Below are 16,206 nucleotides of genomic sequence, written 5' to 3'. Positions count from 1 at the left end.
GGCCTTGTTCTTGTCAGATGATCCGAACTTTAGTTAGGGATTTCACCTGTGATGCCTTCAACGTAGAAAGACATGCCAGCAAGTGTGCCGTCGTCCGCTGTTTCGCCTTCAGCGAGCCATGCGGAGCCGTCCTGTTTGTTGATCGGGCCAGTGAAGGCGTGGTAGCTGCCGTCACCCAAAGCCGCGACCATCGCAAGCGCTTCTTCCTTAACGTCCGCTGGAACAGCATCGGAAATTTCACCGATTTTAACCATGCCAGGGCCGATACCGTCCCATGTGCTGGTGCTTGTCCATGTGCCATCCATCACCGCTTGAACGCGGTCGATGTAGTAGGGTGCCCAATCGTCGATGATGGACGAAACGCGCGGCATCGGGCCGAACTCTGCCATGTCAGATGCTTGACCGAAGGTGATGACGCCGCCAGCTGCTTCCGCTGCGGCCTGTGGCGCGGTGGAGTCTGTGTGCTGCAAAATGACGTCTGCGCCTTGCTCGATCAGAGCTTGTGCCGCGTCTGCTTCTTTCGCGGGATCAAACCAAGTGTAGGCCCAAACGATAGAGAATTCGACGTCAGGATTAACCTTCTTCGCGTGGATAAATGCAGAGTTGATGCCGCGAATAACCTCAGGAATTGGGAAGGACGCGATGTAGCCAACTTTGTTGGTCTTCGTCATCTTGCCCGCGATATGGCCCTGAACTGCGCGACCTTCGTAGAAACGCGCGGAATAGACAGACACGTTGTCAGCTTGCTTGTAGCCTGTCGCGTGCTCGAATTTCACGTCCGGGAATTTCTTTGCAACGTTGATCGTCGGGTCCATGTAGCCAAAGGACGTTGTGAAGATTAGATCTGCACCCGACAGCGCCATTTGTGTCATCACACGTTCGGAATCTGCACCCTCAGGGACGCTTTCCTGAAACACTGTTTCGACTTTATCTCCAAATGCTTCTTCGACCGCGAGGCGGCCTTTGTTGTGCTCATATGTCCAGCCGCCGTCGCCGACAGGGCCAACAAAGACGAAACCAACTTTGGTTTTGCCGTGGCCGTCTGCAAATGCAGTGCCTGTGAGTGCCAGCGCGACAGCTGCGCTCGCGAGAAGTGTTCTGCGTTTCATGTGATGCATCCCCCTGTGGATGGTGGTGTTCTGCCGCTCTTAACGAGAGGCGTGGAAAATCTTGCCCAGTGCAGCGGGCGCGCCATGATTGCCGCGCGCCGAGATGATCACGAGCACTGCAATAGTTATCAGATAAGGCGACATCGACAAGACCTCGATCGGCACCTTCGCTCCTGCTGCCTGTAGATTCAGCTGTAAGACCGTGACACCGCCAAAAAGATAGGCACCTATCAGCACACGCCATGGTTTCCAGCTTGCGAAAACAACAATCGCGAGGGCGATCCAACCCGCACCAGCGGTCATGCCTTCCGTCCATTGTGGAACCCGCACAAGGCTAATGTATGCGCCTGCCAATCCAGCACAAGCGCCGCCAAACAGGATCGCAAGCAGGCGAATGCGCACGACTTTATACCCAAGCGCGTGGGCGGCATCATGGCTTTCGCCAACAGCGCGCAGGATCAGACCCGCACGACTGTATTTCAGCACCGCCCAAGTCGCTGCAACGAGGGCCACTGAGAAGTAGACCATCGGATCGTGCGAGAACAGCATAGGCCCAACGATAGGAATATCAGAGAGAATCGGCAGCTCCATCTTTTGCAGCGTTGGCGATTTGATACCCTCATAAGGTTTACCAATCAGTGAACTTAGGCCAAGCCCAACAAGGGTTAGTCCAAGTCCCGTGGCAACTTGGTTAGAGAGCAAATATTGCGTTAAAATGCCGAAGGCGAGCGACAGCAAAGCGCCACAGATAGCCGCAAACATAAAGCCTAAAACGGGCGAGCCTGTATTGACGCCAATCGCAAAACCACAGATCGCGCCAGTGATCATCATGCCTTCAACGCCTAGGTTTAGAACGCCTGACTTTTCGACAACGAGTTCGCCCAAAGCCGCGAGCAAAATAGGCGTGGCAGATACCATCAAAGAGGCGATGAGAAGGACGGGGTTGATGGATGACAGGTCCATTATGCGGCCTCCCCAGAGTCTAACCGGATACGGAAGTTGATGAACACATCTGTTGCAAGCAGGAAGAACAAAAGCATTCCTTGGAACAATTGGATTGCTGCGGATGGGATGCCCAGCATCAATGACGCGAGTTCACCGCCGATGTAGGTGAGCGCCATAAGCAGGCCCGCAAAGAGTATACCGATAGGGTGCAATCGGCCCAAGAACGCGACGATAATCGCGGTAAAGCCATAGCCCGAATTGAAGTCGATGGTGATTTGACCTGCGGGGCCAGAGACCTCGAACATGCCTGCCATACCCGCGAGCGCGCCCGCAAGACCGAGGCAGAGAAACACGATCCGCGTCGGGTTCACACCAGCGAACCGTGCAGCGCGGGGGGCTTCGCCAGTCAAACGGATCTGAAAGCCAAGTATGTGTCGTGACAGCAAGACATAGGCGAAGATCACCGCGATGAAGGCGGTCAAAACGCCATAGTGCATACCTGTGCCTTGGATGATTTCAAGGTTGGCGCTTGCAGGGTATTGCTGCAAATTGCGGCTTCCGGGAAAGCCCATGCCCTCGGGGTTTTTCAACAGACCAGACGATACAGAAGCAAGCCAAGCTTCGGCTACGTAAACCAGCATCAAAGAAACCAGAATTTCATTTGTACCGAAACGGGTTTTCAAAATCGCCGGGATCATCGCCCAAGCCCAGCCGCCAAGCGCGCCTGCGAGGATCATGAGCGGGAAAATGATAAAGCTCTCAGAGGGGTAGAACGCAAGGCCCATGCCAGCGCCGCAAATGGCACCCATGATGTATTGACCTTCTGCGCCAATGTTCCAGATGCCAGCCTTGAAACCCAAAGAAAGTCCAATCGCAATCAGGATCAGGGGCCCCGCTTTCACCAACAATTGTGGGCGTGAATAGGCGGCGAATTGTTCGCTAAACAAAGGATCCCAAAAGATGGTGCGGATCGCCTCGAATGGGTCACTGCCAAGCGCGGCAAACATGATGCCACCGACGATCATCGTCATGATGACGGCCAAGAAAGGTGTCGCAAAGGTCCAAAACTGACTTGGTTGCGCGCGCTTTTCGAGGCGGATCATGCCGCGCCCTCCATGCTGTCGTGCACACCGCCCATCATCAGGCCGATCTCTTCCACGCTTAGGCCTTGCACAGGGCGAATGGCGGACAAACGTCCTTCGTTCAATGCGGCGAAGTGGTCTGAAATTTCCATGAGTTCGTCCAAGTCTTGCGAGATCACGATCAAAGCCGCACCTTTCGCGGCGAGATCCATCAAAGATTGGCGGATCGCCGCTGCGGCGGAGGCATCTACGCCCCACGTGGGCTGGTTCACGATCAAAACATCAGGGTCTTGCAAGACTTCTCGTCCGATCACAAATTTCTGTAAATTACCGCCAGAAAGCGAGCGCGCTGCGTTCGCAGGTCCGGGGGTGCGCACATCAAACTCTTTGATCACGTGCTCCGCATAGGCTTTGGCCTTGCCCCAATTCAAAAAGCCGGATCGCATCATGTCTTTGCGCACGGCTGCTGATAAAAGCGCGTTCTCTGTCAAACTCATGTCAGGGACTGCTGCATGCCCGAGGCGTTCCTCAGGTGCCGCCAAAACCCCCAAAGCGCGTCTTTGTTGCGGGCCGAGCTTACTGATGTCGCGCCCACGCAGGCTGACCGCATTCGTGCTGCTCACTTCGCCAGACAAAGCGCCAAGCAGTTCGTCCTGACCGTTGCCAGCGACCCCCCCAATTCCAAGGATTTCGCCCGCGCGCACCTTAAAGCTCACCTCTTTGAGCGCCGTGCCAAATTCACTGGGCGCGCGCAAAGATAGGTTTGTAACATCAAGCAAAACCTCGCCAAACGCGCCTGCTGCGCGTTCTGGCACATGCAAAGTTTCGCCGACCATCATTTCTGCGAGTTCTTTGGCGCTGGTGTCTGCGGGTGTGCAGGTCGCCACTTTTTTGCCCAAACGCAGGATCGTCGCCGTATCACACAGGCTTCGAATCTCTTCGAGTTTATGGCTGATATAAAGGATCGCTGTGCCTTCTGATTTAAGTTGACGCAGCGTCTTGAACAGGATTTCCACTTCTTGCGGGGTTAGAACAGATGTCGGCTCATCCATGATCAACAATTTGGGATTTTGCAAAAGACAGCGAATGATTTCAACGCGTTGCCGCTCTCCTGCGGACAAATCGCCGACCCGCATGAAAGGATCAAGCGGCAGACCATATTGATGGGACACCTCTTTGATCTTTGCGGCCAAGTCACGCTGCTTAGGTGCGTTTTCCATCCCGAGCGCGATATTTTCTGCAACATTCAACGCATCAAATAGCGAGAAATGCTGGAATACCATGGCCACACCAGACAGGCGCGCCGCACTTGGTGCGCTGGGCGCGAAGGGTGCGTTGTTTAGCGTCATGCGACCCGTGTCAGGCTTTACCAACCCGTAGATCATCTTGACCAGCGTTGACTTTCCAGCACCGTTTTCGCCGAGCAAAGCATGCACTTCGCCTGCGTGAATATCAAACGAGATATCGCTATTGGCGACAACTCCGGGATAGGCCTTGGTCAGGCCACTCAAGCGCAGAAGTGGATCGCTCACGCTGAGTTCCTTTGTGTTTGTGCCACAGTTTGCGACGCCTTCAATAAAGAAGAGCCGACCCCAATCGCAATAGCTTGCGGGTGTTTGCCTAAGATAGGGTTACCAATCGGGCACGTAATGCGCGAAATTTGAGCGTTTGAGTGGCCAAGCGCTGCGAGACGACTTTGAAAGCGTGCCCATTTGCTTTTCGATCCGATCAACCCGGCGAATTGGAAATCATGCGTCAGCAGTTGATGACAAAGCTCAAGATCAAGGGCATGCGAATAGGTCAGAATAAGGTGTTCCGCATTTTTTGGCGCATGCTTGACCAGCGCTGCTGGATTTTGCGCTGGAAGTTTGGTGACATCTTCGGGAACGTTGTTTGGAAAGCGATCTTCGCTGGTATCAATCCATGTGGTCGCAAATTCTGGCAAAGGTGCCAGCGTGTTCACCAATGCGCGTCCTACATGTCCTGCGCCCCAAACCCAAAGCGCGCGCGTGGTTTTATGCACTGCCTCAATGAACCATCCTTGGCAAACGTGCGTTTCTATCAAAGCACCGCTGCGCGCGTCCTTCAGCAATTTTTGAACGCGCAAAGGCATGGTGTGGGATCCATCAACTGCTCTTACAACAACCCCGTTTTGCGATGTTGGAAGTGTGTTTTGCTCAAACACCTCCGTCACAATTTGAACAGCCCCCCCACAACATTGCCCCAACTCGGGTCCAAGTGCGTGGCGACTAAGGCGCTTGTCGGCTACGTTCAAAACTGATTTCGCGAGCTCAAATTCTAAAGCCCCGCCACCAATCGTCCCGCTTTGTCCGCCTTGCCAAACAAGCATGGACGCACCAATTTCGCGCGGTGAAGACCCTTGAATCCCAGTAATAACCACACGGGCCACGCGCCCATGCTCGGTTACCGCGCGCTCCAGTGCGTTCAGATCAAATCCCATGTTTCACCCGCTCAACTGTTTTCAAAACACGCTCCGGCGTGGCAGGCGCATCAAGCGACGGATAACTTTCGCCGCAGGAAGCGATGGCATCTGACAAGGCCATGAGCGCAGAAATTCCATGCATAAACGGTGGTTCACCCACAGCTTTGGAGCGGTAGATGGTTTCCTCTGGGTTCGATCTATCCCAAAGCGAAACGTTGAAGATGTCAGGCCGATCAGAGCAAGCCGGTATTTTATAGGTGGACGGCGCGTGCGTTCGCAAAGTGCCTTTGTCGTCCCAGACCAGCTCTTCCATCGTGAGCCAACCTGCACCTTGAACGTAGGCTCCTTCGACTTGTCCAATGTCCAACGCAGGGTTCAAGGATGCGCCTGCGTCGTGCAAAATGTCCGTGCGCAGGATACGGTTTTCGCCAGTGAGAGTGTCGATCACAACTTCGCTCACCGACGCGCCATAGGAGAAATAGAAGAATGGCCGACCTTCTCCCTTGATCCTGTCCCATGCAACTTTTGGTGTTTTGTAGAACCCGGTTGCAGACAATGAAATACGGTTTTCATAGGCGAGTTTGGCGACGTCAGCGAAGGCCAAAGCCTTGTCACCGATACGTACTTCGTCATTATCAAAAACAATTGCTTCTTGGGCCACCCCAAAATGTCCAACCAAGAAATCAATCAATCGCGCTCGGATCGTATCACAGGCTGCCTTTACGGCCATCCCGTTCAAATCAGATCCAGATGAGGCCGCCGTCGCAGAGGTGTTCGGAACTTTGCCTGTATCAGTCGCTGTAATTTTGACCGCACTCACGTCAATGCCAAATCGCGTTGCCGCAACTTGGGCAACTTTCAGAAACAAACCCTGTCCCATTTCAGTGCCGCCATGGTTCAAATGCACAGAGCCGTCTGAATAGACATGCACCAATGCGCCCGCTTGATTGAGATGAGTAAGCGTAAAGGAGATCCCGAACTTTACGGGGGTAAGTGCAATACCTTTTTTCAAAATAGGATTTTGCGCATTCCACTTTGCGATCGCCAAACGGCGCGTTTCATAGTCAGCCGCTTTTGCCAACGCTCCAGTCATCTCATGTAAAATAAAGTCTGTGACCTCCATGCCATAGGGCGTCGTCTGCGACTTCATCTTTCCAGTTAAACTTCCGCCGGAGGCTCCTGCATTTTCGGCCGGCAGGTCCGCGTAATAATTTGCACGCCGCACTGCCAACGGATCCATCCCCAACGCGTGGGCGACATGATCCATCACGCGCTCGATCCCGAGCATCCCTTGCGGTCCGCCAAATCCGCGATATGCTGTTGCGCTCTGCGTATTTGTCTTCAGTCGGTGACTTTCAATCCGTGCATTTTCGAGCAAGTAAGCATTGTCCGAGTGTAGCATCGCACGGTCCGCGACGGGCAGCGACAAGTCTTGCGCCCAACCACAGCGCGCATACTGGATGAAATCTACTCCGCTGACGCGTCCATGTGCATCAAAGCCTGCTTTGTACTTGATGCGAAAATCATGACGCTTGCCGGTTATGATCATATCATCATCGCGGTCATATCGCATCTTACAAGGCTGCCCCGTTGCGCGTGCTGAAACCGCACATGCGACAGCTAAAGCATTGCCTTGGCTTTCTTTTCCACCAAAGCCACCGCCCATGCGCCGCACTTCGACACGCACAGCATTCATCGGAACGCCAAGTGCCTCTGCGACTTTGTGCTGAATTTCTGTAGGATGCTGGGTCGAGCTATGCACAACCATGTCAGACCCTTCTTGAGGCAGGGCCAAAGCAGCTTGCCCTTCAAGATAAAAATGCTCCTGCGCGCCCATCTCGATTACACCTTCGATCGTGTGATCTGCCTGCTTTATCGCGTTAGTGGCATTGCCTTTTTGATAGATGCGCGGCCCTTCCTCAAAGCGGCTGTTTGCTGCGAGTGCGTCGTCAATGCTCAGTAGGCTGGGTTTTTCGAGGTATTCGATCTTGGCCAATCGCGCGGCTTTGCGCGCGAGCAAATGGGATGTGGCGATCACCAAAAAGATGGGCTGCCCCACATAATGAACTGATCCTTCCGCCAACAAAGGCTCGTCATGTGCAGAGGGGCTAACATCATTGTCGAACGGTAAATCATCCGCGGTGAGGACGGCGGTTACGCCAGAGGAACGACGAACTTCGGTAAGATCAATGCTTTGAATCTCACCATGTGCAATCTCGCTCTGACCAAATGCCAGATGCAAAGTTCCGCGCGGTGTCGGGATATCATCCACGTAGCGTGCGGCACCTGTGACATGCAGCTTTGCGGCGTCATGAGGAAGTGGTTTTGCAACGCTCATGCTTTCACCTCCAGGACAGAAACTTGCATTCCTGAAAGCTCTGCAAAGTACCGCCGCAGCATGTTTTGTGCAGTAAGCAATCTGTACTCGGCAGACGCGCGCATGTCTGACAAAGGAGTGAAATCAATTGCCATCATGCTTGCTGCAAGGTCGATATTATCTTCATTCCAAGCTTGACCAATCAGGGCCTCTTCGGTCTTTTCAGCCCTCATCGGTATCCCTGCCATCCCCCCGAAAACGATACGCGCATTTGTGACGACGCCCCTCGAAATTTCGATGTTGAAGCACCCACACACCGCAGAAATATCCTGATCAAACCGTTTGGAGAGCTTGTAGCAGCGCATTGCGTCTGCATGCTTGGGGATCGTCACACCCTCAACAAGCTCCCCTGCTTTGCGATCTTGCTGGCCGTAGCTGATGAAAAACGCCTCAATAGGCATTTCGCGCCGCGTCGCGCCTTTGCGCAGATGCAAGGTTGCACCAAGGGCGATCAAAGCAGGTGGGTTGTCTCCAATCGGTGAGCCGTTCGCGATGTTGCCGCCGATCGTGGCGGCTTGGCGCACTTGCTCTGACCCATAGCGGCGCACCATTTCTGCATAAGAAGGATGACACTCTTTCAAAACAGGATGAAGCTGCGCCATGGTGACCCCGGCCCCTATCTTGAGATGATCGCCTTGGTCTTCAATGCGTTGCAAATCGCGACAGCGATGCAAAAACGCGATGTCGGTAAGCTCTCTTAACTGTTTCGTCACCCAAAGCCCCACGTCAGTCGCACCGGCGACAAGCGTTCCGTTTGGATTTGCTTCATACCAAGCCGCCAATTCATCACTCGTTTCAGGGGACAAAGCGCTTGCGCTGACTTCAGGCGCAATGTCCTGCACCCAGTCTGGAACATCCTCGCTCGCGGCCGCTTTTGCTGCGCGAATAATCGGTGCGTAGCCTGTGCAGCGACATAGATTACCCGCCAAAGCGTCGTCAAAATCATCGCGCCCATTGCGGTGTGCCGTCACCATCGAGCCAATAAATCCCGGCGTGCAAAATCCACATTGCGATCCGTGATGCTCAACCATCGCTGCTTGCACAGGATGCAACGCGCCATCGGGGCTGCTAAACCCTTCAACGGTGCGGATCGCTTTGCCATGCAATTGCGGCAAGAACAGAATGCACGCGTTCAAAGCTTTCGCGCCGCTTGCGTCCGTGACCATGACGGTGCAAGCCCCGCAATCGCCCTCGTTACAGCCTTCTTTGGTTCCCGTCATCGCGCGTGTTTCGCGCAGCCAATCGAGCAGAGTGACCGTCGGACTACCGTCGATTAACTCTACCGCCTCTCCATTCAGAAGAAACTTGATGCTCATGCCATATGCCTGCCGCGGTACTGGTTTATTTGATAGTGCTGAAGTGTGCGCCCTCGATGCGGCGTAGAAAGCGCTTTGTTTAGATTGTGAAATTCAAACTTAGGAGGCGAACACGTGAACTTGCAAGAACATTCGATCTGGTAGCACGAATTGAATATTATTTTTTCGTGCGTTACGCAGAGATTCGATCTGCCTCGTCCAAGGCAAATGTCACCAAACGGTCTACGGTGCGCTTGCTGGTCACGATCCCGTTGTGATCGCCACTTTCATAGAGCGTGACTTGCGCTGCTGGCCATGTTCTTTGCAACGGAGCAATGTCTTCAAAAGGGGCAGCGAAATCATTTGTGGAATGGAGGAGCAATAAGGGCGCACTTTGAGATTCAGCGACTTTGTACCAGTCCTTATCTAGTTGGTAAGGCGCCCCTAATGCGTCGACTTGCTTGATGAAATAGGAAAGACTTTTACCCGCTAAACCAATCAGTTCGCCACCGCTTCGAATTAAATTTTGTAGTTTCAAAGGTATGGAAATGAATGCGTAGCGCGCACTTAAGGGACCATTTTCCAATTCAAACAAAACCGCATTCGCACTTACACAATGGGCGACTAACAAATGGTAAATTCCATGCTGTTTTGACGCTGTGCGCACGGTTTGCGCAATGGATCGCATTGAACATGTCTCTCTCTTTTTTCCGAGATGTCCAGGAAAGGCGAGAATATCGACGCTAAATTGGTTTTTATGCAGGTTACGTATCAACCTGAGAAATTGTTTGTAGTGCCCACCGTGACCGGGAACGATCAAACACCTTCGCCTTGTGCCTTGAGCATCTGTTGCGTCTAATCTTAGAATGTAGCCTGCACCACATTTTATGACTTCAAATGGGGTTTCCGAATGTCTTACATCTCTCAAAATTTGATGCTCTGACTGGAGATATCGCCGGGCAAATACTTTAGCGGTTAATCTGGGAAAGACCTGCGCTACACTTGGAACCGCTTTGTGAAACCTACCTGTTTGACGCTGCTTCGCGGCCTTCCGACCCGCGAAAGCGGTTTTAACGAAGGTATTCAGCATTTGTTCGTTTCCGACATCCAAGAGAAAGGTTTCATCAAGGAACGACCCACACGTCCGAAAATTTAGCGAAACGCACTATTTTTTGTCAACATTCCAAAGGGAATAGTCCGTAAATTGCTATGTCCTCGATAGTTAGGTTGAGATATGCTTGCGCCATGACAAAAGCTCCTCGATTCATTCACCTTCGCACACACACCGAATATTCGCTTCTTGAAGGGGCGATGCGGCTGAAGAAACTGCCAGACCTTTGTGTATCGATGGACATGCCTGCGGTCGCAGTGACCGACACCAACAACCTCTTTGCGGCGCTGGAATTTTCTGTTGGCGCGTCTGGCAAAGGCGTGCAACCGATTGTGGGCTGTCAGGTCGATCTCGCTTATCTCAAAGCCCAGCCGGGAGAGCGTGAAAAAACGCCTGCGCCGATTGTTTTGCTCGCCCAAACAGAGCAGGGTTACGAGAACCTGATGAAGCTAAATTCCTGCCTTTACGTCGATAAAGGTGGGCAGTTGCCGCAGGTGACGATGGACGAGCTTACCGCTTTGAGTGCAGGCCTAATCTGTCTCACCGGCGGACCTGAGGGCGCAATTGGCAAGCTGTTGCAAGGCGGGCAACGCCCTGCGGCGGAAGCGCTCATGGATCAGATGCAGAGCGCATTTGGGGATCGGCTTTACGTTGAACTCCAGCGTCATCCTGAGAATGGTGGCCTGCCCGAGGCAGAGCGCTTGTCCGAGCGAGGGTTCGTCGAAATGGCCTATGCCAAGGGCATTCCATTGGTCGCCACCAACGACGTCTATTTCCCGAAGTCGTCGATGTATGAAGCGCATGATGCACTGATTTGTATCGCGGATGGTGCCTACGTCGATCAACAAGACCCGCGCCGTAAGCTGACAGCGCAGCATTATTTCAAGTCGCAAGAAGAGATGGTCACGCTTTTTGCAGACTTGCCGGAAGCAATCGAAAATACTGTTGAAATAGCCAAGCGCTGCGCGTTTCAAGCTTATCGCCGCGATCCGATTTTACCGAAATTTGCCGACGATGAGGTTGCCGAATTGCGCCGCATCGCCAACGAAGGCTTGCAAAAGCGCCTCGCCGTGATTCCCCATGCGGTGACGGTGGAAGAATACCAAGCACGCCTCGACTTCGAGCTTGGGATCATCGAAGGCATGGGCTTTCCGGGTTATTTCTTGATCGTTGCGGATTTTATCCAATGGGCGAAAGACAATGGCATTCCCGTGGGACCTGGGCGTGGTTCTGGTGCGGGCTCGCTCGTTGCTTATGCGTTGACTGTAACCGACCTTGATCCTTTGCGTTACTCGCTGCTGTTCGAGCGATTCCTCAATCCTGAGCGTGTCTCGATGCCGGACTTCGACATCGACTTTTGCATGGATCGCCGCGAAGAGGTGATTCAATACGTTCAAAAGAAATATGGCCGTGACAAAGTTGGTCAGATTATCACGTTCGGTGCCCTCCTCTCTAAAGCTGCAGTGCGCGATATCGGGCGCGTTTTGCAAATGCCTTATGGGCAGGTGGATCGTCTCTCCAAAATGATCCCTGTTGAGGGTGTAAAACCTGTTTCGATTGAGAAGGCCTTGGCTGATGAGCCGCGCCTGCGCGAAGAAGCGCGCAATGAGGAAGTGGTGAAGCGCTTGTTGGATTATGGTCAACAAGTTGAGGGTTTACTAAGGAACGCTTCCACCCATGCGGCGGGTGTTGTGATCGGCGACCGTCCTTTGGACGCGCTTGTTCCTCTTTATCAAGACCCGCGCTCGGACATGCCTGCAACCCAGTTCAATATGAAATGGGTCGAACAAGCGGGTCTGGTGAAGTTCGACTTTTTGGGTTTGAAAACCCTCACGGTCATTCAAAACGCGATGGAGCAGATTACAGCGAGCGGTCGCCAATTGCATATCGCGGCGGACGGCACGGAACTGTATCAACCACCCGCTGGCACGGTCGATGATATCGGCGCGATCCCTTTGGATGATGAGAAGAGTTACAAGCTTTACGCCAGCGCCAAGACTGTCGCGGTGTTTCAGGTGGAAAGCTCGGGCATGATGGATGCCCTCAAGCGGATGAAACCGACCTGTATCGAGGACATCGTCGCCCTCGTGGCGCTGTATCGTCCGGGTCCAATGGAAAACATCCCGACCTATTGTGAGGTGAAGAACGGGATCAAAGAGCGTGAATCGGTGCATCCGCTTATCGACCACATTTTGGAAGAAACCCAAGGCATCATCGTTTACCAAGAACAGGTGATGCAGATCGCGCAGGTCATGGCAGGTTACTCGCTTGGTGGCGCTGATTTGCTGCGTCGCGCGATGGGTAAAAAGATCGCCGAAGAAATGGCGAAAGAACGTCCTAAGTTCGAGAAGGGCGCAAAAGAAAATGGCGTGCCAGCCAAGAAGGCGTCCGAAGTTTTCGACCTTCTTGAGAAGTTCGCGAACTACGGTTTCAACAAATCCCACGCGGCGGCCTATGCTGTGGTCAGCTACCAAACGGCTTGGCTGAAAGCGAACCATCCGGTCGAGTTTATGGCCGGCGTGATGAACTGCGATATCCATCTGACCGACAAGCTCGCTAACTATTTTGAAGAGGTGAAAAAGGGCCTGGATCTGCCTTGGGTACCGCCCTGCGTGAACCGTTCTGGCGCGACGTTTAAAGTGACCGATGGCGCGTTGGTCTACGCGCTGGGCGCTTTGAAGAACGTCGGTGTCGAAGCGATGAAATTGGTTGTGGACGGGCGTGGAGACAAGCCGTTTAGCACCATCTTCGATCTTGCGCGGCGTGTTGATTTGAAACGCGTTGGCAAGCGTCCTTTGGAAATGCTCGCGCGCTCTGGTGCGTTTGATCAGCTTGATCCCAACCGTCGCCGAGTGTTTGATAGCCTTGATGGGTTGGTGAATTATTCACAGGCGATTTTCGAGCAGAAAAACTCTAATCAGGTCTCATTGTTCGGTGAAGCGGGGGATGATCTTCCAGAACCACGCCTAAGCCCTGTCCAAGACTGGATGCCCGCGGAACGCTTGAACGAAGAGTTTCGTGCGGTTGGTTTTTATATGTCTGGCCATCCGTTGGATGACTACATGGCCCCTTTGAAACGTAAAGGTGTGATGACGCTCGATGAAGTGACGGCCAAGGCAGAAAACGGCGCTTTGGTTGCGAAACTTGCAGGTGTTGTTGCGGGTCGACAAGAACGTAAATCAGCGCGTGGCAATCGTTTTGCGTTTGCGCAGCTGAGCGACACGAGCGGGGCGTATGAGGTCACGTTGTTCTCTGACACGCTCGATAAATGTCGCGATTTTTTGGAGACTGGCGCGAAGGTTGTTGTGACGGTTGAAGCGACAATGGAGAGCGATCAGTTGAAGCTGCTGGGGCGTTCAGTTGCGCCGATTGATGTGGTTGTTGCGGATGCGGGTCAAACGAGTTTACGCATTTTTGTCGAAAATTCAGGTGCGGTCGCGAATATTGCGTCTGTGCTTACCCGTGCGCAAGAAACAGTGAAGCAGGGCGCGCGTGGCTCTGTTTTGCTTTGTTTGCTCGACAGTGATTTGCCGGGTGAAGTGGAGGTGGACTTGGGACGTGAGTTCCCGGTGAATCCGCAGATTAAAGGTGCGCTCAAAAGCCTGGATGGTGTCATGCAGGTCGAAGAGGTTTGAAGTGCGATTTTTCTAGAAAAATCGATGCCTCCGGCGGGGATATTTTTAAAGAGAGGAAGATCAGTGCGGTTCGCGGTTTAGCGCAGCTTCGGCCAAGTCTGGCAGACCGGTTTTCTGATATACCTCAGCAAGCATCCTATTGAGCGGCACCCCATCAGGATCAAATGTGCGCCGCATCTCCAAAACTTGCTGCGCTTGCGCGAGCCGTTCTGTTTTCATCAAAGCATCCAAATGAACTTGCTCGAATAGATCGCGTTGGGCGTGACTGCCGCCAATCTCTGCCATGCGCGGCAGTGCGTGGCCAAGTTCGCGAACCGCCATTTCAAAATCGCCACGCGTATATGCGAGCAAGCCTTCGCAAGCAGGCAAAGCGACGTTGCGCCAAACTTCTTGCTCAAAACTAGGGGCACTGGCTTTCTGCTTGATAGCGCTGATCAAAGTGTCGGCCATTGGATCGTTTGAGCGACCCAATGCGTAGAGGTATTGCATGGTTAAGAATGGCAGCGTCGTGTCGGCACCGCGCAGGGCTATGTGACCCGCGACGTCTTTCCAGCGATCCTCCACATCGATGCCCGCAAGCTCCATGCGGGCTAGCAGTGAGGCCGCGCCGATCTGATCTTGCGCAAAATTTTTCTCAAGGCCCCAAACATGCGTGTCATAAGCTGCCCGCACTTCGTCGTGCTTGCCCATAGAAATGTAGAACAGCGCAAGGTGCCACCAGTTATGGCTGTACATAAAGCTGTTGAGGCCGTCCCAGCGCGGTGCCATCTCTTCCATAAAAGCAGCGCCTTCGAGCACGCGGCCTTGGGTCAGCATCACATGTGCAATCGCGTGATGTGCCCAGGCATCGGTGGGTTCGATATCGATGGCGTGGCGCGCACTGGCTTCGGCTTGCTCTAACTGATGGCACTGCTCATAGCCAAAGGCGATCATGCCATGCACGAAAGGTTCACCGCTGGCGGCGGGTAGTGCTTTCAGGCCTGCGCGCAACATGGATGGTGCATCGCCGGTGTTGAAATAGAGGTACTGCGCGAGTTTGATGATGACCAGATCGCGTGGATATTGATCAGAATGCGCCTCGCACAGGCGCATGGTTTCAGGGACATTTCCCGAGGCCCACGTGCTGGCGATATTTATCGTAGAGCGTTCACGTGGATTGGCGTTTTCAGCGTTTTGCGCACGCGAAATATACGGCGCAGCTTTGTCTGCGGCTACGGGCGCTTCGAGGAACATCCAAAGCATGCCTGCGTAAGCGTTTATCAACGCGCTGGAAGGCGTTTTATCTGCGGCAGCCAAGATGTTTGCGGCCTTCGGTTGATAGGCAAGGAAACCATGCACGAAGTCGTCGATCGCTGCCACGTCGGTCGGTGAAGTCTCAGAGAAAGTATTGTCGAAGCGATCAGTTGCCATTGTTATGCTCCTTCAAAAACGGAATGAGGTGGGCGAGCACTTCGGTCGGTGCATCCCAATGAACCGAGTGGCCCGATTGCGGTATCGTGTGAATACTAGATTGCGGGATTTGTGAGAGCAGGTCTAGCGCTTCGCCGTGTGGCACGATGAGATCATTTTCAGCGAGAAGTGCAAGTGTTGGGACATTCAGCTGATGCGCCATGTCTTTTGGCGCGTATTCTTTGAGGGCATCGAGTTGGTGTTGCATCGCGTCAAGAGATTGCGCGTATGGGTAAGCGAGGCTGGCGGCAACAGCCCCTTCGATCTGTTCGGGTTTGTCGAAAAAACGATGATGGAAAAGCCACGGAAAGAGGCTGCGTAACCAAAGTCCTTCTGGGCCGTCTTTTCGAATATCGCACAAAGTTTGGAACAGGTGCCAAGAGCGTTTTAAGTTGAGCGGAGCACTGCACAAGAGCGTGAGAGATTTGATGCGTTCATGTGCACAAGCGGCGAGTTCGGCGGCGATGTAGCCGCCCATGGAATGCCCGACGATATGAGCTTGTTTGATCTGAAGATGATCCATGAGCGCCAGTATGTCAGACGCATTTTGCTGTGGTGATGTTGGCGCGAGCTTTGGTGTTGTGCGCCCTGTTGAACGGTTGTCGGGGCGGATGACTGTGTGGTTTTCAAGCAATGGCGCAATCAGCGGGCCCCAACTTGCGCTATCGCTAAGCATACCTGCGATCAGGATTACAGGCGTTCCGTTGCCATCCTTTTCAAAGTGCATCTGAATATCGTTCAATGAGGCTGTTGGCATCGG

General features: G+C 53.4%; 11 protein-coding genes. 1 reads left to right on the top strand and 10 read right to left on the bottom strand.

Annotated elements, in window-relative coordinates:
- Positions 1 to 29: 29 nt before the first annotated feature.
- The 8 genes from PFRI_RS02820 to PFRI_RS21045 form a co-directional block, all read right to left on the bottom strand.
- Complete coding sequence (locus PFRI_RS02820; RefSeq protein ID WP_072629236.1) at positions 30 to 1,109, bottom strand: BMP family ABC transporter substrate-binding protein; 1,080 nt, start codon at positions 1,107 to 1,109, stop codon at positions 30 to 32.
- Positions 1,110 to 1,148: 39 nt separating this feature from the next.
- A complete protein-coding gene (locus PFRI_RS02815; RefSeq protein WP_175549225.1) occupies positions 1,149 to 2,072 on the bottom strand; it encodes an ABC transporter permease in 924 nt (307 codons plus the stop codon).
- Positions 2,072 to 3,157, bottom strand: a complete 1,086-nt coding sequence (locus tag PFRI_RS02810) for an ABC transporter permease (protein ID WP_072629235.1) — start codon at positions 3,155 to 3,157, stop codon at positions 2,072 to 2,074. The genes PFRI_RS02815 and PFRI_RS02810 overlap by 1 nt, the downstream gene beginning before the upstream one ends.
- Positions 3,154 to 4,668: an ABC transporter ATP-binding protein gene (locus PFRI_RS02805; RefSeq protein WP_072629234.1), complete on the bottom strand. Its 1,515-nt coding sequence runs from the start codon at positions 4,666 to 4,668 to the stop codon at positions 3,154 to 3,156. Before PFRI_RS02805 ends, PFRI_RS02810 begins: the two co-directional genes overlap by 4 nt.
- Positions 4,665 to 5,597 (bottom strand): xanthine dehydrogenase accessory protein XdhC, encoded by a 933-nt coding sequence (xdhC, locus tag PFRI_RS02800; RefSeq protein WP_072629233.1) that lies wholly within the window; start codon positions 5,595 to 5,597, stop codon positions 4,665 to 4,667. The genes PFRI_RS02805 and xdhC overlap by 4 nt, the downstream gene beginning before the upstream one ends.
- Positions 5,587 to 7,917, bottom strand: coding sequence for a xanthine dehydrogenase molybdopterin binding subunit (xdhB, locus tag PFRI_RS02795; protein WP_072629232.1), 2,331 nt, complete (start codon positions 7,915 to 7,917; stop codon positions 5,587 to 5,589). The genes xdhC and xdhB overlap by 11 nt, the downstream gene beginning before the upstream one ends.
- Positions 7,914 to 9,272, bottom strand: a complete 1,359-nt coding sequence (gene xdhA, locus PFRI_RS02790) for a xanthine dehydrogenase small subunit (RefSeq protein WP_072629231.1) — start codon at positions 9,270 to 9,272, stop codon at positions 7,914 to 7,916. The genes xdhB and xdhA overlap by 4 nt, the downstream gene beginning before the upstream one ends.
- Before the next feature lie 172 nt (positions 9,273 to 9,444).
- On the bottom strand, positions 9,445 to 10,341 hold the full coding sequence (locus PFRI_RS21045; RefSeq protein WP_139292072.1) for a hypothetical protein: 897 nt from the start codon (positions 10,339 to 10,341) through the stop codon (positions 9,445 to 9,447).
- A gap of 155 nt (positions 10,342 to 10,496) precedes the next feature.
- Here PFRI_RS21045 and dnaE point away from each other — a divergent pair, with 155 nt between their 5' ends.
- A complete protein-coding gene (gene dnaE, locus PFRI_RS02780; RefSeq protein WP_072629229.1) occupies positions 10,497 to 13,997 on the top strand; it encodes a DNA polymerase III subunit alpha in 3,501 nt (1,166 codons plus the stop codon).
- Between the two features lie 60 nt (positions 13,998 to 14,057).
- Here dnaE and PFRI_RS02775 read toward each other — a convergent pair whose 3' ends face one another.
- Positions 14,058 to 15,407 (bottom strand): tetratricopeptide repeat protein, encoded by a 1,350-nt coding sequence (locus PFRI_RS02775; RefSeq protein ID WP_072629228.1) that lies wholly within the window; start codon positions 15,405 to 15,407, stop codon positions 14,058 to 14,060.
- Complete coding sequence (locus PFRI_RS02770) at positions 15,397 to 16,203, bottom strand: alpha/beta fold hydrolase (protein WP_072629227.1); 807 nt, start codon at positions 16,201 to 16,203, stop codon at positions 15,397 to 15,399. Before PFRI_RS02770 ends, PFRI_RS02775 begins: the two co-directional genes overlap by 11 nt.
- Between the last annotated feature and the right edge of the window lie 3 nt (positions 16,204 to 16,206).

It is taken from the genome of Planktotalea frisia, from assembly GCF_001890925.1.
Classification (GTDB): Bacteria; Pseudomonadota; Alphaproteobacteria; order Rhodobacterales; family Rhodobacteraceae; genus Planktotalea; species Planktotalea frisia.
The sequence above is the reverse complement of the archived record's forward strand: the minus strand, read 5'-3'. Positions and strand labels throughout refer to the sequence as shown.